This window comes from Ulvibacter sp. 2305UL32-6 (genome assembly GCF_058148545.1).
Genome location: NZ_JBYVKA010000002.1, coordinates 688,442 through 705,440, shown reverse-complemented (window position 1 = coordinate 705,440; position 16,999 = coordinate 688,442). Strand labels below are relative to the sequence as shown.

Sequence of the window (16,999 nt, the reverse complement as noted above, 5' to 3'; positions counted from 1 at the left end):
CTATCTAATTTATCATCTCTTCTCTAACATCAACTTTACCAGTAACTACCTCACTAATTAGTGTTGTTTTATATTCTTTTAATAATTCTATTTCCTTTAATACCTTATCCATTATTTTGTCCATTTTTTCGATGGATGAATTTAGATTTTGCATTATTTCTTTTTGCTCAGTAATTGGAGGCACAGCCACAATTAAATTATTTATGATGGTAATTGTTATTCTAGTAAGAGCCGCACCTTTTATAAAGCTCAACATTTGATTAACATTTAAGTCACTAACCAACCACTCTCTGAGAAACTCTGAATCAAAGCTTGCTGGGTTTGGCCTTATGATACCTAAAGAGGATAATACCACAAAATCATTGTCAATTGATACAATTGCTGCCCTTCCAATTGTTCCATCCTTGGTTAATAAAATATCTCCCTCGATTGGTTGACATCCATTGCGAACAAGTAGCTCAAACTCTTTATCAGAAATAAGTTTACAATTGTCAAAAAGTATTTCATTATTACCAATATCCTTTACGGACAAATATCTTTTGCCTTTTTCTTCAGATGGTGGGCTGTGATGAGAACCGTCCGTGATTTTATCTACAAATAATTTAAGCTTTGCACACTGCCAATGCTCTGGAATCATCCCCAACCATTCAATACCCGAATCCTTCATTGGGACATTAGGGTTTAATCCTTTGGTGACAGCTTGATTAATAATTGCGGTACGCTCTTCTTGTAATAGTTCAATTAAATGCTCCTTTTTACTGATGAGGTTATCTATTTGCTTCGTCTTGTGGTCTAAGTAGTTGGCGATTTGAGTTTGTTCGTCTATCGGAATCTTCGGTATACCCAGATTCCTTAAAGTTCCCAAGGAAACAAAATTTTGTACTCCCCCAGCAGTATTAAGACCAAATTGATAATTAGTGGCTTCTGAATCAATATAATAGCGGACATAACTTATGTTGCATAAAAGACCTTTCTTTATAAGAGCAAGATTCTTTATTGAAAAAGGTTTATTTGTTTTAACAATTATTGGAGAACCAATACTTCCAATCATAGGCATTATTATATCTCCTTCTTGAACATCCGACCTTTTATTTATTTGTATATAATCCTCATATGAAATGAATTTACACTCATTAAAGGAAATACCATTTGGACCTATGTCTTTAGTTGTTATAAAAGGAACCCCGTCTTCTACATAATTTGGAGTGTCATGAGTACCATCTTTAACTTCGGCAATTCTTTTCAATGTAGTTGGAACCCAATGCGTAGGGATTTCCCCTAAATAGGGTCTTTCAGAATCCTTATACGAGTTATATTGCTTCATGAAATTAGTTTGCTATTTAAAAACTTCATAGTTTCATCTACAATACCGCCTTTGTTCATAAAATGCGTGGCAAGAATTTGGGTTAATTTATCTTTAAAAAATTCTCCATCACCTAAAAAATTGTGTTCTCCATATTTGGCAATATGCGAATGATGGGTCTTTTTATCATTTCCTATTATTGTTATTTTGCTTTTATCGTAAATGACCTCTTTAAAGTGAATTTTTAATTCGTTGGGTTTTATTTTATTCTTATACAAATTGTTAGTAGTATTTCGTACCTCATAAAAAAACCAAAGTCTATTGTTTAATAGAATTTCTTGGACGGGAGCCATATAGAAGAAAAGCTCGTGTGAGTATTTCCGATTGGTAAACCAGGTTCCCGTTTTTTCATAGCCAAAGGACTCAAATACTTCGATAGTTTGTTGTTCTAAAAACAATAATGATTCATTTACCTTATTTTGAATCCTTTTGACCTCATCGTGATGGTGAGCAATGGTGTTTACTAAATCGTTCATCTTTGGTTCGTCCATTTTTTGTTTGTAATGTGATTTTATGGTTTTAATATATTCGGTGATATAAAATTTGACTGAAGTGTTGGTTATGTCACTTAAGACTAGGTTATCTTCAATTTGCTTTATCCATTCTTGATGCGTGATATTCACAAAATGCAAATTATCATCTATCCTACACTCATTTTCAGTTCGTTTATGAATAGACAACACGATTCCTATAACATTAACTGAATATGCCTTGGCATGTTGCCAGTAAGCTAACAATGGGTTGTTCAGGTTATGGTAAAGCTTATTTTCAATAATAATAGCCCAATTATTTCCCGTTAAGGCTATATCTATTTTCTTATTAAAGTCTTCTTCTGCTTGAGTCGTAGACTCCTCGGTGGTAATTTGATAATCCCCAGAAAAATTATCGAAATAGTTATCTGGTTTCTCACTTAACTTTCTTCTTAAAACTTCCAATAGACTGTCAAAAAACAAACTATTAAGTCCGTGTTCTTCATGGCTTCTTAAAAAGTAAGCAATCACCCTTGAATTGATAGTTTCTTTATTACGAACACCCAAAATATCAAAGAAGTTCTTTTTCCGCTTAGGGGGTAGTTTTGGCAACAAACTCGAAAGAGTTTCAATATCTTTTACTATGTCTATAACCTGGCTCATATAATTGTATAGCTAATACCTTTAAGATTTGTATCCTTCAATTTAATTTCGTCAAAATTTAATGTGATTTGATGCCTCTTCGTTTCTAATGGTGATAAGTATTTCATCTGGATTATATCCTCCAATGGTCTAATTTTTTCATTATCTGAATCGAATTCCAAATAAAGTTCCCAGCTTGTATCTATTAGTTGGTTATAAAGCTCTTGTCTCCGAATAAATAGAAGTTTTGATTGTTCATCCCCTTCCATTAAATTTCTTTTTTCTGCTCGATTAAAACGGATACTTCTTTTAACATGTCTAATAACAGAGTCTATATTTTCAGTTTGAATGTTGTTTTTATTTTCATAAATTAAGTTTGAAATGGATTCTTCGATTATTTCTGGTTCGACCTTTAAATAAATTCCTAGCCCTACTAGGGTTTGAAAAAATCCATTGATACTTATACCAAAGTTTCGAGGATACTGATTTCCGTAATATTGAATTGACTTATACCATCTAACTGCAAAAATTTCTTTAAAGAAATCCAGTGAAATATCTTTAGGTTTAATCTCTTGAGGTGTTGAGCGAATTTCCTTTCTTGAACCATCATAACTTATGGCTATATGATGTTCACTGCCAGAGACTATTGTTCCAACCCTTCCACTTGAAGCAAGGTTGTCAACATCCCTAATCTCGTAAATAGGTGTTCTAATTAGCAAGTCTCCAATACAGTTCTTATACATTTTCGAACTATTAATTAAGGGTAATGCATATCCTACTAATACCCGATTATTAGTTCTATTCGAGTTGTAAAGATTCCTTAACTTAATATGTTGGTCTTTGCTAGAGTTATTATTTATTCCAAAAAGCATATGTTTTTGCTTGTTGTTAACACTACCACGGAATACACTAGAAGATATGGTTGAAAAATCTTTGTGATATCCTTTTTTGAACTGTAAAAAGTAAATGTAGGGAGCACCGAAACCAGTAAAATCTCTAGGCAATGTTATTTTCACATCATATCCAGATTTTTTCTCTGCATCTAAAGTTAAACCCGTTACATAGGGTAGTCTCTTTGCCCAATGTCTTCTATATGGATGACGATACAAATATGAAAACCCTAAAAAATTATCGGCTAATGATAGGATTTCATGGGTTATTGCTATTTCAAGTGTTTTTTCTGAAACCGACATCATAAAATCACTTTTTTAATTAACCCATCTGTTTCTTCTTCTAAGGCAAGTATGTCTTTTCTAATATCATCTAACGACCTCAGAGGCTTGTATTGATAGAAGTATTTGGTAAAGTTGATTTCGTAGCCCACATTCGTCTTAGATTCATCCACCCAGGCATCTGGAACATGTGGTATTACTTCACGCTTAATATAATCATCTATATTTTCTTTTAGAGGAATGTTTTCAGTATCACGAAGGCTACTATCGGCTTTTGGTTTACCATTTTTATCCTTTATGATTTCCCCCTTTGCGTTCCGTATCGGTCTTTCCACCGTTACTTTTGAGTACCCAAAGTCTTTATTGTCAAAAATCTTACAGTATTCGGTTGATTCAAAATCACCGTACAATTTGGTAATGTCTGCAATGTGTTGGTCACTCAATTCATTTCGCTTATCTCCTAACGATTTGCTCATTTTCTTAAAGAAATCAACTGCGTTAATCAATTGAACTTTTCCCTTGCGTTCTTTTGGTTTGTGGTTGCTTATTATCCAGATGTAAGTACTAATACCAGTATTGTAAAACAATTGATTAGGCAGTGCTATAATGGCTTCTAAGAGGTCGTTTTCAATCACCCATTGTCTGATGCTGCTTTCGTTCTTTTTACTGCTAGGTGAACCAGAGAACAATGGTGAACCATTGAACACAATAGCCAATCGAGACCCTTCTGGTTTCATCTTACTCATTAAACTCATCAAGAATAAGAATGAACCATCACTAATCGAAGGCAGTCCAGCACCAAACCGACCACCATGACCCAATTCTTCATGTTCAGCTTTTACCTTTTTCTCAATTTTCTTCCATTTTACCCCAAATGGTGGATTGGTGATGAGGTAATCAAATCTCTGATTTGCCAATTGGTCATCTGAAATACTGTTACCCTTTTTTATGTTGGTGGGGTTCTGTCCTTTAATTAACATATCTGATTTACAAATGGCGTAAGATTCTGGATTCAGTTCTTGACCAAACACCTCTAATCGAGCATTTGGGTTAAGCTCATGTAAATATTCCTCGGCTACCGATAGCATACCACCAGTACCAGCACAACAATCATATATTGTTTTAACAATCCCTTTCTTTGTTAAGGTTTCTCTATCATCCATAAACAATAGGTTCACCATCAGTCGTATCACTTCTCTAGGAGTGAAGTGTTCACCCGCTGTTTCATTTGATATCTCTGCAAACTTTCGAATCAACTCTTCAAACATATAACCCATGGCCATACTGGATATCTTGTCGGTATGCAAGTCCACTTCTTGGAATCGTTTAAGTACTATAAAAAGCAAGTTGTTATCTTCCAACTTAGCTATCTGGTTCTCGAATTCGAATTGTTCGATAATTTCTCTAGCATCTTCAGAAAAACCATTGATGTAGTTTCTAAGGTTGGCTGCAATATTGTTTGGGTCCGCAACCAACTTGTTAAAATCGAACTGACTTCTGTTATGGAAATTGTATCCAGCGACTTTATTTAAGATTGGGTCCAGGTTTTGAATGTGCATACTCTTAACTTGGGCAAACTTCTTCAGTATCTCAGCTTTGGATTCCTCCAGAACGCAGTCCAGCCGCCGTAGAACCGTTAATGGCAATATCACCTTACCATAATCACTTTGCTTATAATCGCCTCTTAAAAGGTCTGCAATTGATCATATAAAATTTGCTGATTCTTTTACGTTTGTCATAGTTAGTTTTCTAATTCTTTGTTGTCAATTAATAAATCTTTTACACTGACTTGTAGTAATTCTGATATTTTATAAAGTACTTCAACACTTGGTTGACTTCTATTTTGAACATAAGAATTGACAGTATTATGGCTTTTGCCAACCTTTTCGGACAACCACTTTTGACTTCTTCCTTGTTCTTCCAGAACTTCTTTGATTCTGTTCATAGATATAATTTTAATACTATCGGAAAATATTGATATAAAAGTACCAATTTAACTGTGAATAATATCACTATTGGATTGTTAGTTTTTCTCCCCATAGGAAGAGTAAAAGTTTTTTAGAAGAAATGAAGTTTGAGAGATGACTGCCAATTATTCTACGGAAATTGTTGGTGCTTTCCCCAGATAAGATTTCAATATATCTGACATAACTTGTAAAGTTTCCGCTTCATTTTGCTTGGGAACCAACAACCCATCATGCATAGAATATGGAATTATATTGCGACCTCCTAGTTCTTTGCATATTTCATCTATGAATATGTGACTTTCTATTTTCTGTAACAGAATAGCAAATTCACTATGTTCGGTTCGCTTAATCTTTTTTATGATGTTATAAATTAATGGAAACTCTTTCTCGAAGACATCCTTTTGTTCCTTGTAGTGTGGGTTTTTTGAATATGCTATTTCCATCCATCTTTCTTTACACTCATCTCTAGATTGATTGTATATTTTTTGCAGAGCCTCATACCATTTGCCAGATGTGGTTAAATCAAAGTATTTGTCAAGTTCTTCGATAAGACTGTTTGAAGCATGTTTGCGATGTTTATTTAATAAAATATTAAACAATACGGGTTGTGAGTTCTTTAGGTCCAGATAAGACATATTTTCATATCCAACAATAAATGGTCTTAGGTCGCTTGCCATGTTGGTTAAATTTGTATCCAATCTATTATTGGTAGTATTTCTACTGAATCTAAGACTCTTATTGTTTTTGCCATTTTCAATAGCTTCAACAGAGGCAATGCGTGTACTGTAACGTTTAAATGCTTTATTTTTTTCTTCCTCAGTTTTGGACTTAGCCAATTTTTCGTCTAAAAATAACTCGCAGTAGGTAATGGCCTCATTTCTATATATTTTTAAGTTTTTACGAAAGTGACTGCCCATTTTTTTGATGTGTTTTGCAGCATTGTTAATTTCGATAGAATCCTTCTTATACTGGTATGTCAAGAACTTGATGTTACTCTTTGTGATAAGTAGTTTTATTGAACACCACTCTTTATAAATCCTATTTTTTTGAACGTCTTCAATCCCTTTATTAACAATGGCTTTAATGGTTATGTCTAGGTTATTTGAGATACAATAGGTATAGGGGATGTTAGTTAGTAGGTACTCATCACAATATTTTTTATAATAGAAGAAATCTTGTAAGTAGTAATGTGTTGTTCTTCCTTTATATGGTTTATCACTCCATATTGTAAATGAAGAGGTATCCAACCATCTGATATGTTTATAATATCTATGACCATATTTTGCTTTAAGATATCTTGAATCTAGTGGACATACATGATATGGATATTCCTCATTCTTTCTATTCTGATTACTTTTAGTTAATATTTCATTGATTATAGAAATCAAGATGGCTACATCAAGTTCCTCATTAGGTTTATTTTCACTAAGTTTAATAAACAAATAATCCACTATTACCTTTGGTAGGTAAAAGGTTCTATATTTCCTATATTTAGTAGTATTCCCCATATTTTAACTATACCGAAAATATAATAAATGTCATGACTTATTCTTACGTTTAGACTTAATAATCATTTTTATAAGGAATCTATAATCGTTTCTTGGCGTATTCTGATTCGATAAGAGAGCGAACCACTTCAGAACTGTTGTTATTATAGTTAGGTGATTTGGCCAGGTCTTCCAGCTTCTTCTTCATTGTTTTACTAATACGCATTATAAATACTTCGTTCTTTTCTGGATTTGGTAATTTCATTTGGTTTTTTTTTTTTTTTCAATAAGTTGAATGTTATTCTAATAAATATTGCGTGTTTATACAAAATGCCAGAAACTTTCAAATAAAAAAAAATGAACTACAATATTTAGAGAGATTTAGTCTGTTTTCCATTATTCCGTTTTGTACCTCTCATCTCCCCCTAAACGATGTATATACTTTGTCCAAATCGTGTCGTACGTGTATTATTCAGCTTTTTATATGAAGTCATTCAACCATCAATGATAAAATTTTAGTTCAAAAAAAAGGAACTACAATGTGAACCCTCTTACATAGGCACTCCTTCGTGTTAATTTGTATATACATCCGAGTGGTTCATAATTTTTTTTTGGTATTCCGAGTAATTTAAAAGACTATGTATATACATTGTTTAATATTCAATTAATTATTATCTGTACTTACCAGTTCTAATCAGTTCAATAGTTGATTCTGTTACCTATTTCGTTCGTCTAGAAACTCACTTACGGGGATAAAATTAGTCGACTAACTCATAAACTCTTCCTTTTTCAACAATAACAATCGTTTCTTGGGAATTTTTCTCCCTTAATTCCATAAGCAGTTTTCTTCTAGCTTGGAAGCTGTTGTCACCATCTTTTTGCAGAGTCTCTAGAAGCGTAATGCTTTCAATTACTATATTATCCCGTTTTTCCTTTTTGGAGCCTTTATTTCCCTTTATCCAGTCGTACCATTTTGGTCTTTCAATAATAAGTTTGTTTTCTTTCTGTAAATCTATTATCTGATTATACAAGACCCTAAATGATTCGTTAGCATCTCTACATTCATTGATTAATGAAGAAATGGTTTTATCATCAAATCTACTCTTGTAAGATATTTCTAAAAGTTTACCATACAAGAAAAGTTCTTGAAGGGAGCGTAGATAATCCAAATTTATTTGCTCCGCTTTTGTTAAATCAATTCCATTTATAATCTTGGTATACCAAAGTATGAGTTCCTTAATTTTAGTATTCGCAAAAATTATGTTCGTCAATACTGCTGTCTTAACAACATTGTCTTTTAAATTATGATGAAGCTCCGATGACCATTCTCCGAATGATTGAATAAGAGAATCTATCTCTGATTCTCTCTGTATGAAATGTAAAGACTCTATAAAGCTCAATGTCTCAGACATTGCGTCTAGTTGTTTTGATATTCGAGCCAAATAATGCTGTTCAATTATCAAATTCGCAGCACCTATTGCTAACAAAGTACTTGCCTCTGTGAGTTGCTGTATATAATGACCATGTCCTATGATTTTCCCGTTCGTGCCTATTAAAGCTGTTCCTTGTCCATTTCCAATACCAATCACATTATAATTGGATATTCCACTTGGTATTTTAAAGGCATAAGAATCGGCGAGAAACAAACCTGAAGTAATTTCAGGTATTGAGCTTAACCCTCCAATTATCTGTTCATTGGATACTAATTTTCTCTTTTTTTTCTTCAGAGACTCATCGAGTCGAACAAAACTTAATAATGACTTATTGTGTAAGTTTTTCAAATGTATGTCAGTAAGGTCTTTTATGGCTATTATTTCATCCTTGTTTTCAAATTTTGTTAAAATCTGTTCACTAATTGACTGGGTTTTGCTAATTTCCTCAGATTGAATCTCAATTCCTTCTTTTAGTGATTTAATAATTTCCTTGTTCCCTTGAATTTCATGTGATTGTTCGGTTATGCTCTTTGCAAGAGTATCAAGCATCTCTTGATTATAACTTATACCGATATTCTTTTTTACCCAGACCCAGAACCCCATTTTTACTATGGTTTACAATTAATACTGAAAATTAACAAAAATAAATTTGTTTGTTTCTAAAAGTTTGATTTGATATGTAATGTAATCGTCTTTTAAGGTCATATTTATAGATATGCAGCAGTATAGCCAACGACTTCAAATCAGATGCAACTTAGGTTTAGAGAGAATTTTTGAGATATGTTTATTCAGTTTTATTGAATTCGCCTTCAATTATGTTATATAACTTCGCCAGAAGAGATGTTTTGGTGTTACCGCTATTCTATTTCTTGTTAGCTAAATAGGGTTTTTCTAAATTCTTTCACATACTTCCCTTTGTGGAATTTCCATTTAGGATTTTCATCAAAGATTTGTTCAAATAAATCTTTAGACATTGAGTGACCAAAGCTGTGAAAAACCATAAGTAAAATCATATCGTATGCTCGGAATACAATTTTATTTATATCGGTAAACATTTTAGCTGATTCAAATCCAATCGTATTTTTTCTTTCATAATTGGTCATTTGCTCGTCAATCTGTCTTTTAGAAGGATGGACGTAAGCACAGGCTTTATAAAAGAAATCTTTTACCTCACTTCTGAACTGCAATCTTAAGTCATCAGAAAAAGGAGTCGAATAATCTTCAATTACTTCAATTGATGAATTAGGAACCTGGTCTCTCAAATACTCTGTTTTTGTGTCGAAACTTTCTCCCATTTTTGCATAATCAACCAAAACATATTTGGTTGTCATTTCAATAAGATATCTTAGTTCTCTTCTAACAGTATTGTGAATCCCATTTTCTATCATTGTTTGAATTCCAATCGCCGACTGAATTAAATCGTCAATTGTTCTGATACATAAAAAGTTATTGTAAATATCTCCCCCTCTTTTGGAATAAATGGAAACAGCTCTAACAGCATTGATAAAATCCATTGATACCGCTTCAAGAGATTTAATTTCTTGCTGATATTGTTGAGAATCATAGACTTTTTCTTGCCAATCAGAAGCCTTAGTTAAGATAGATTCCATTATCTCCTTTCTTAATTTATCTATTGGGTCTTCCATAGTTTTTGTTTAAAATTTCAATCATTTCAAATTTTTGTAGTTACCACTTCGAATTAACTCCATTGTCGATTCGCTGATATATTTTTTTCTTGGTGACACTTGTCGATAAGGGAGGTCATATTTTCGAATTATACTATTTACATGTTGAGGTGTTAGGCTCAATATTTCACACGCCTCTTTAATGATGTATTCTTTTTCAGGTTTATCTGTTATGGAAGAATCATCTCCTTGAATTTTATATATTTTGGAGATTTTGTTTATCATAGCCCTTGCCGTTTCACGTTTCAATCTGTCCGACCTCATAATAAATGTTCTCTTTAAAACCTTTAAAGAAGTACCAGGGTTATTTATGAAGAATTCGTCCACCCATTCGTCCATTGCCGATTGAATATTTTCATCCACATTCTTATTGTCTGTCTTTTTGAAAGAATAAAAATATTCGATAATCTCTCTTGCCTCTCTTTTTTTCATAGTTACAGATTATTAAAAATTTGAACATTTCCCATCATCAATTCATAATCGGGATTGACGTACCCTTGAAGTGTTGATAGTTTCTTATGACCAGTCATTTTCATAATAGCATTTAGACTCACATTATTATTAACCAAGTTTGTTATAAATGCTCTTCTACCAGTCTTAAACGTAACTAGTTCATAAATCGGCTTGGTATGTCCATCGGTTCCAAATTCATGCGGTAGTTGAAATCTTTCAATGGTTGCCAAAGCAGTGTGTAGATACTTGTTGACTGATTGGCTGGTCATAATATCCAGATTATAGCTGTATTTTTCAAGAATCTCCATCACCTTATTTGTGAGTGGCACTTCGATTCTTTCTTTAGTTTTCTGGTTGTTTAATATCAATATAGGAAGTTCACTCTTTTTTTTAACTCTAGCCCTTGATATCCTAGCAACATCACTGAACCTCACCCCAGTATGACAAGCAACAATAAAAAGGTCCACCACTTTTTGATGAGTTGGTGACTTGAACTCAGCACATTGTATGGTTTTAATGTCATCAAGGTTTGGGGTGTAGTATACTTTTTTGACCACTTTTACTCTGAAATCTACCAAGACATCGATATTTTTTATGTGTCCGTTTTTTACCATCCAATTCCCAAAGCTCTTCAGCACTCCAAATCTTTTGTGTCTAGTTTTATCATTTTGTTTTCCAGTGAGAAACCTATACCCTTTAATTTTAGGTCTCTTGTCACTTAAGAAGGTATTGAACTTATCAAGCCAAACACGATTGTTGAGGTCTGATGGATTAATAGTTCCCGCAACGACGCTGTAATCTTTAAGTGCATTAAGTGTAGACAGATAGTCTTTAAGCGAGCTAGAGCTAAAATCAGGTGAGTTGAATTGGATTCGTTTTTCTTCAAAGAATTCTGCAAAGTGGTCCAATATGTCAGAACCCAGTATGCTCATTTTTTTGTTGAATTCGGAACTGATTTGAGACTTAACATACTCAGAGCTTGGTTTGAACTGATGTTCTGTTATAAAGTTGGTAATGATTCCCTCAACCATAGAGGAATGTTGGGCGATAACTTCATTTTTAACCTTTGAATCTGAATCACTTCGTTTCACCATTCCAGATTTCTTGTCAAAGTCTTTCTTCAAAACGGTCACACTAGTTCGCTGTCTTACCGCTGAACCATTGTGTTGGTAGTAGACGACCACAAAGGATTCATTTTGACTGTTTTGTTTATAAAGAGTAACTTTGGAATAACTCATATTATCTTATAAAGAACACATTAGGAACATAAATTTACGAATATTAAAGAAATTAGAGAAATTATTGAAACAGAATTTTGTATTGTGAGTTAATGACTAAATTTTATAAATAGCATTATTATTAGTACTTAGTCTAACTGAAGTACTAAATAGTGAAAGGATATATAAATAGCTTTCGAGGACTGTGATCCCGACAAACTAAAGCGAAAGGCTTACGTAGAAAATTTATTTTCTTAAGTAAGCTTTTTTGCTTTAGATAAAATTAAAGCGATGTAAAGAGATTCTATAAATCCTGTCATCCCGACCAAGAAAGTCAGCAAAACCTTGCTGGCTTTTTTTCTTCATAAATGTGGAGAGCATAGCTTTTCAAATAGGTTCTAGAGTCTTAATATTTAACAAGTTCAACTGATCCAGGTCATTTCTTTAGTCGTGTCTTGGTTCTAATTTAGCTATGTAATAATTGTTTAACTTAAAATCATAAAATTATGTCACTAGTGAAATTTAACAGAAAACCTTGGAACAATCTTGTTACATCAGATTTTTTTGACAATAACGATTTTTTTGACAATCGTTTATGGAACAAGAAATTGGACGAACCTGCATTAAACATAAAAGAAACAGATGATGCTTTCGAGGTTGAATTGGCGGCTCCTGGATTTGAAAAGAAAGATTTTGAAGTAACCATTGACAATGGGTGCCTAAATATTTCTGCTGAAAGTTCAAACGCTAAAGAGAAAAAAGAAGACAACTATACGCGTAAAGAGTTTAGTTACAATTCTTTTGAGAAGAGATTGCAACTTCCTGATTCAGTAAAAGAGGAAGATGTAAAGGCTAAGTATAAAGATGGTGTTCTTAGTTTTAATCTTACCAAAAAAGAGGAATCTAAAAATCACAAACCAAAGAAAGTAGAGATTGCATAATCTCAAAATCTATTAAAGAAAAAGCAGGAGATAAAACTATTATCTCCTGCTTTTTCTTTGTTATTATGGAAACATATTTAACGTTATTCTTTTGCAAGCAGCGTTTTAGTAATGGGAAGTTTAATTTCCACATCCACATCTGGCCAGAGTTTAGATATTCCATCAGCGCCCTTGTGAAGATCATAGCATACTTCGTTTAAAGAACTAATTGCTTCTTCTCCTTTCCAATCCTTCAAATTAATGGTTGTCTCCATAAAAATAGTATCGGTTTTAAGCGCGTAGTTAAAAGGGATCTCATTCGTTATGTTATTCATCTCTAGCGTCAATAATCCTTTATTTTGATCAACTTTTAAAATTTCTCCTTTAATAGTATCGGTATGAAATACCTTAAAAAAGGATTCTTTTAATTTTGGATCCCGTATTTCGTTCCCAGAGTTAACCGACATTGTATTAATAGTTACTTTGGATGCCAGCAAAATATTTTCAACAGACCCAGATTTTGATTTTGGAGATAGTATAATATTGTCAAAACCTCCCTTTACGCCAACCTTATCTGTAAATTTATAGGCGGTCCAATTTATAGTACTTCCTGAAGTATCTATTGAATACATAGGTTCAATTTCAGTAGTTTTTACATCTGTATTCGTATCCAAAGGTTTTTTTTCTGAATTGTTACAGGAAATAATCACGAGTACTATCATGAATGATAGTACATATTTCATACGAAGTTTCATTTTAACAAGATTATACTAATTAAGCTTTTGATTGCTTTTCAAGAAAAATTTACTGCTGAAAATGTTTTTTAACAAAAGCAACTTTTTCATTGTCCGTCATCTTATCCGTGGATTCAACGTCAATTTTAACGTCTTTAAAATGTAAATCCTTGCTCAATAAATTATGTAGTTCTGCTTTTGCATTTGTTGGACCAAACAACAGCAAATGGTCATAATTTATTAGCTCACTTGCAATTTTTTTGTAGTAGGCTTCAGTCATTTGCTGCTCCTTATTATGCATAATATTTTCGCTTCTTTTCAAAGCTTCTTCCTTTGTATTAAGCTTAAATTTTGATACTATCGAATGACTGTCTTCTTTGGAATTTAAGTCAATCAGATTTGCGTTTGAATGATCCATCCAAATGCCTATGTTTTTTTGTGATTTCATTTATTATCTGTTAAGTTTAGGTTTAATGATTTACTCTTAGATTAGAGTTAAGGAAGTAATTATTTTTTTAGAACAGCAGCTAGTACTTCTTCCTTGTCTAGCTTTTTGGTACAGAAGAACCAATCTTCACATTTTAATTCTTCGTCTGGAGATTCCATGCGTTCTTTGGCAACTCCACAAGAACCTGCGGGTGAAACGATGACGTCATCACCTGGATTCCAATCTGCGGGGGTTGCAACTGAAAATTCATCTGCAGTTTTCATTGCTATTAAAGCTCTATAGATTTCATCAAAATTTCTTCCAAGGCTCAAAGGATAATAAATTATAGCTCTAATAATGCCCAATGGGTCAATAAAGAATACAGCTCTTACCGCTTGTGTTTTACTTTCGTTAGGCTGGACCATTCCATATTTTTTGGCTACTTCCATAGTAATGTCCTCAATTAGAGGGAAATTAACCTCAACATTTTTCATCCCATTAAAGGAAATCTTTTCCTTTATGGTTCGCAACCACGCAATATGACTGTATAAACCATCAATAGATAAACCAACTAACTTACAATTGGCTTTGTCAAACTTATCTTCAAGATGTGCAAATGTTATAAATTCGGAAGTGCATACTGGTGTAAAGTCTGCTGGATGACTAAATAGTATAACCCATTTACCAGCGTAATCATCTGGAAAGTTAATATTTCCTTGCGTGGTTACTGCGTTAAAATTTGGCGCTTCATCTCCTATTCTTGGCATTGGTGTTATCTGCTCTTTTTCTTGTATTGTTTCCATAACTATTGTATTATTTAATAAAACATTTATTTAATAAGCCAAAATTATGGATAGGTGTTATATCTTGAAATGACTTAGGTCAGGCTTTTTGATTTTTTGAATGACGTAATTTGTAACAACATAATTGAGTTTTGTAATATGATGTATTGTGTATTGATTATTAGTGCGTTAATTACTTCTTGGAGTTCTTTTAATTCTTCGGAAGAAAGTGTTTATTTTGATGTGGTGCATAACAAGCGGGTAATTGGAAACTTAGAAGCTACTAAAACGATCAAAGGGGCTAAAACCTATTATCAGAGCTCAACCACGATCGAGACTCGAATCATAAAAGATATTCGTGTAAATTATATGTACGATGTAGTTTTTGATGCTGCCTTGTTAGAAAAGGCAGATGTTCATATTTCTGTAAATGAAAAACCTCATGCTGAAACATCGACGCAATGGACAGACCCAAGTTATCAAATAATAAAAAATGACGAAATAGAAAAAACCATGAGAGATTCTATTTCTTTTGCCACAATACAGTTATTTTTTGAAGAACCTGTTGATATTAGAACGTGTTATTCAGAGCAAAATGGTAGTTTTAATACCATCCTAGCCATGGGAAATCACACGTACAAAAAAGTGAATTCAAAAGGAAATGAAAATATATACTATTATGAAGCGGGCGTTTTGAAAGAAGCAACTATTGATAGTGGCGTTATTTCATTTGAAATCATTGCAAAGAATAAAAATTAGACTATGATACTGGCAATTTCATTATATTTTTTATTGGCATTCGCCCTAATGGGAAGATTGCTTCTTTACGGAATTAGGCCAACTAAAACCTTGGCTTGGCTCTTGGCTATTTTTACCGTTCCTGTAGGAGGAATGCTATTTTATTTTATTCTTGGTAGAAACAGAAAAAAAAATAAATTTTATAGACTAAAAAAAACCAAAGAGATCTCTCAGTATTATGGTAAAGTGGAAGAATACTATAATTCTTTGGATGAGAACAAAGAAAGTAATGTTCCAACGGTTATAAAAGAGCATATTAAGTTAGCAAAACTAATTTCTGCAGGATCAAAGTTCTTACCTAGCAAGGGAAACGAGTTAATTCCATTAATAAATGGAGCATCCACCTTTGACGCGATTTTTAAAGCGATGGAATCTGCTAAACATTTTATTCATATTCAGTATTATATTTTTGAAGATGGTGATCTGGCTGAAAAGTTTAAAACAATACTAAAACGGAAGTCAGAAGAAGGCCTTGAAGTTCGTTTTCTTTACGATGCATTAGGCAGTCGGTCGTTAAGCAACAAATATATTAACGAGCTAAAAGAGTCAGGAATACAAGTGAATAGCTTTTTACCGATGCGCTTAGGAAGACTTCTCTCATCTATTAATTATAGAAATCACAGGAAGATTGTTATTGTAGATGGCCTTATTGGTTTTACCGGTGGGATCAATGTGTCTGACAAATACATTACGGGTGACCCTGTTTTGGGAAATTGGTACGATATGCACCTGCAGTTACGAGGTACTTCGGTTAATAGCTTACAGGCGGTTTTTGCAATGGATTGGAGCTTTGCCAGTGGAACTGATGATTTATTAAACACACACTATTTTTTAAAGCATTCTTATCCAGGTAAATCAGTTGCACAAGTGGTGGCAAGTGGTCCGGACTCCGACTTTTCTTCCATTCAGCAACTTTATTTTTCAATAATTAATAGTGCAAAAAAATACGTTTATATCACAAACCCTTATATTATTCCTGGAGAGGCATTAATGGAAGCTTTGCAAGTAGCAGCAATGAGCGGAATAGACATTAGATTACTGCTGTCTACTAATTCAGACAGTGTTTTAGTAAAATGGAATGTTCGTTCTTATTTTGAGGATTTACTTCAATCGGGAGTTAAAATTTACTTATATCCAGATGGATTTTTACATGGAAAAGTTATTATTTCGGATGATGAGTTAACCTCTATTGGAACCGCCAATCTTGACATTAGAAGCTTTGAGCAAAATTATGAAGTAAATGTTTTGATCTACGACAAAGATATAACCACAAATTTAAAGCGTGACCTTTTGAAGGATTACAAAAAAAGTGTTCAAATGGATTATCAAGAACATTTAAAAAGGTCTAAATTAGAAAGGTTAAAAGAAGGAATAGCGAAAGTATTTAGTCCTATTTTATGATAAACTGACGGTCGTCATAATTCAATTACGATCAACGTGATACCTTTG

At 32.9% G+C, this 16,999-nt stretch carries 16 protein-coding genes; 3 read left to right on the top strand and 13 right to left on the bottom strand.

The window, feature by feature from the left end:
• Positions 1-4: 4 nt before the first annotated feature.
• From ACY2RU_RS09100 to ACY2RU_RS09055, 10 genes are all read right to left on the bottom strand, one after another.
• Positions 5-1,324 carry a restriction endonuclease subunit S gene (locus ACY2RU_RS09100; RefSeq protein ID WP_490138129.1) on the bottom strand — a complete coding sequence of 440 codons (1,320 nt, stop codon included), beginning with the start codon at positions 1,322-1,324 and terminating at the stop codon, positions 5-7.
• Positions 1,321-2,496: a PD-(D/E)XK nuclease family protein gene (locus ACY2RU_RS09095; RefSeq protein ID WP_490138128.1), complete on the bottom strand. Its 1,176-nt coding sequence runs from the start codon at positions 2,494-2,496 to the stop codon at positions 1,321-1,323. Before ACY2RU_RS09095 ends, ACY2RU_RS09100 begins: the two co-directional genes overlap by 4 nt.
• The gene (locus tag ACY2RU_RS09090) at positions 2,493-3,671 is read right to left on the bottom strand and encodes a hypothetical protein (protein WP_490138127.1); all 1,179 of its coding nucleotides are present in this window, start codon (positions 3,669-3,671) and stop codon (positions 2,493-2,495) included. The genes ACY2RU_RS09095 and ACY2RU_RS09090 overlap by 4 nt, the downstream gene beginning before the upstream one ends.
• Entirely contained in the window at positions 3,668-5,347 is a 1,680-nt protein-coding gene (locus tag ACY2RU_RS09085; protein ID WP_490138283.1) for a type I restriction-modification system subunit M, read from the bottom strand. The genes ACY2RU_RS09090 and ACY2RU_RS09085 overlap by 4 nt, the downstream gene beginning before the upstream one ends.
• A 41-nt stretch (positions 5,348-5,388) precedes the next feature.
• Positions 5,389-5,592, bottom strand: coding sequence for a helix-turn-helix transcriptional regulator (locus ACY2RU_RS09080; protein ID WP_490138126.1), 204 nt, complete (start codon positions 5,590-5,592; stop codon positions 5,389-5,391).
• Between the two features lie 147 nt (positions 5,593-5,739).
• Positions 5,740-7,122: a hypothetical protein gene (locus ACY2RU_RS09075; RefSeq protein WP_490138125.1), complete on the bottom strand. Its 1,383-nt coding sequence runs from the start codon at positions 7,120-7,122 to the stop codon at positions 5,740-5,742.
• Positions 7,123-7,859: 737 nt separating this feature from the next.
• Complete coding sequence (locus ACY2RU_RS09070; protein ID WP_490138124.1) at positions 7,860-9,137, bottom strand: hypothetical protein; 1,278 nt, start codon at positions 9,135-9,137, stop codon at positions 7,860-7,862.
• A gap of 269 nt (positions 9,138-9,406) precedes the next feature.
• Positions 9,407-10,180, bottom strand: coding sequence for a hypothetical protein (locus ACY2RU_RS09065; protein WP_490138123.1), 774 nt, complete (start codon positions 10,178-10,180; stop codon positions 9,407-9,409).
• Between the two features lie 21 nt (positions 10,181-10,201).
• Positions 10,202-10,651 (bottom strand): hypothetical protein, encoded by a 450-nt coding sequence (locus ACY2RU_RS09060; protein ID WP_490138122.1) that lies wholly within the window; start codon positions 10,649-10,651, stop codon positions 10,202-10,204.
• 2 nt (positions 10,652-10,653) lie between these two features.
• Positions 10,654-11,910, bottom strand: a complete 1,257-nt coding sequence (locus ACY2RU_RS09055) for a tyrosine-type recombinase/integrase (RefSeq protein WP_490138121.1) — start codon at positions 11,908-11,910, stop codon at positions 10,654-10,656.
• A 485-nt stretch (positions 11,911-12,395) separates the two neighbouring features.
• On the opposite strand from ACY2RU_RS09055, the gene ACY2RU_RS09050 reads away from it, so the two are divergent.
• A complete protein-coding gene (locus ACY2RU_RS09050) occupies positions 12,396-12,830 on the top strand; it encodes an Hsp20/alpha crystallin family protein (protein WP_490138120.1) in 435 nt (144 codons plus the stop codon).
• 83 nt (positions 12,831-12,913) lie between these two features.
• On the opposite strand, the gene ACY2RU_RS09045 is transcribed toward ACY2RU_RS09050, so the two are convergent.
• The 3 genes from ACY2RU_RS09045 to ACY2RU_RS09035 form a co-directional block, all read right to left on the bottom strand.
• On the bottom strand, positions 12,914-13,552 hold the full coding sequence (locus ACY2RU_RS09045) for a YceI family protein (RefSeq protein ID WP_490138119.1): 639 nt from the start codon (positions 13,550-13,552) through the stop codon (positions 12,914-12,916).
• 61 nt (positions 13,553-13,613) lie between these two features.
• On the bottom strand, positions 13,614-13,991 hold the full coding sequence (locus ACY2RU_RS09040) for a hypothetical protein (protein WP_490138118.1): 378 nt from the start codon (positions 13,989-13,991) through the stop codon (positions 13,614-13,616).
• A 59-nt stretch (positions 13,992-14,050) separates the two neighbouring features.
• Positions 14,051-14,773, bottom strand: coding sequence for a peroxiredoxin (locus tag ACY2RU_RS09035; protein WP_490138117.1), 723 nt, complete (start codon positions 14,771-14,773; stop codon positions 14,051-14,053).
• Positions 14,774-14,911: 138 nt separating this feature from the next.
• On the opposite strand from ACY2RU_RS09035, the gene ACY2RU_RS09030 reads away from it, so the two are divergent.
• Both ACY2RU_RS09030 and cls read left to right on the top strand, forming a co-directional pair.
• The gene (locus tag ACY2RU_RS09030; protein WP_490138116.1) at positions 14,912-15,511 is read left to right on the top strand and encodes a DUF6134 family protein; all 600 of its coding nucleotides are present in this window, start codon (positions 14,912-14,914) and stop codon (positions 15,509-15,511) included.
• Positions 15,512-15,514: 3 nt separating this feature from the next.
• Complete coding sequence (cls, locus tag ACY2RU_RS09025) at positions 15,515-16,951, top strand: cardiolipin synthase (protein WP_490138115.1); 1,437 nt, start codon at positions 15,515-15,517, stop codon at positions 16,949-16,951.
• Positions 16,952-16,999: the final 48 nt, after the last annotated feature.

Excerpts from the sequence above, each read along its gene's own strand:
- ACY2RU_RS09100 (WP_490138129.1), bottom strand. The coding sequence starts at position 1,324 with ATGAAGCAATATAACTCGTATAAGGATTCTGAAAGACCCTATTTAGGG.
- ACY2RU_RS09095 (WP_490138128.1), bottom strand. The coding sequence starts at position 2,496 with ATGAGCCAGGTTATAGACATAGTAAAAGATATTGAAACTCTTTCGAGT.
- ACY2RU_RS09090 (WP_490138127.1), bottom strand. The coding sequence starts at position 3,671 with ATGATGTCGGTTTCAGAAAAAACACTTGAAATAGCAATAACCCATGAA.
- ACY2RU_RS09080 (WP_490138126.1), bottom strand. The coding sequence starts at position 5,592 with ATGAACAGAATCAAAGAAGTTCTGGAAGAACAAGGAAGAAGTCAAAAG.
- ACY2RU_RS09075 (WP_490138125.1), bottom strand. The coding sequence starts at position 7,122 with ATGGGGAATACTACTAAATATAGGAAATATAGAACCTTTTACCTACCA.
- ACY2RU_RS09070 (WP_490138124.1), bottom strand. The coding sequence starts at position 9,137 with ATGGGGTTCTGGGTCTGGGTAAAAAAGAATATCGGTATAAGTTATAAT.
- ACY2RU_RS09065 (WP_490138123.1), bottom strand. The coding sequence starts at position 10,180 with ATGGAAGACCCAATAGATAAATTAAGAAAGGAGATAATGGAATCTATC.
- ACY2RU_RS09060 (WP_490138122.1), bottom strand. The coding sequence starts at position 10,651 with ATGAAAAAAAGAGAGGCAAGAGAGATTATCGAATATTTTTATTCTTTC.
- ACY2RU_RS09055 (WP_490138121.1), bottom strand. The coding sequence starts at position 11,910 with ATGAGTTATTCCAAAGTTACTCTTTATAAACAAAACAGTCAAAATGAA.
- ACY2RU_RS09050 (WP_490138120.1), top strand. The coding sequence starts at position 12,396 with ATGTCACTAGTGAAATTTAACAGAAAACCTTGGAACAATCTTGTTACA.
- ACY2RU_RS09045 (WP_490138119.1), bottom strand. The coding sequence starts at position 13,552 with ATGAAATATGTACTATCATTCATGATAGTACTCGTGATTATTTCCTGT.
- ACY2RU_RS09040 (WP_490138118.1), bottom strand. The coding sequence starts at position 13,991 with ATGAAATCACAAAAAAACATAGGCATTTGGATGGATCATTCAAACGCA.
- ACY2RU_RS09035 (WP_490138117.1), bottom strand. The coding sequence starts at position 14,773 with ATGGAAACAATACAAGAAAAAGAGCAGATAACACCAATGCCAAGAATA.
- ACY2RU_RS09030 (WP_490138116.1), top strand. The coding sequence starts at position 14,912 with ATGATGTATTGTGTATTGATTATTAGTGCGTTAATTACTTCTTGGAGT.
- cls (WP_490138115.1), top strand. The coding sequence starts at position 15,515 with ATGATACTGGCAATTTCATTATATTTTTTATTGGCATTCGCCCTAATG.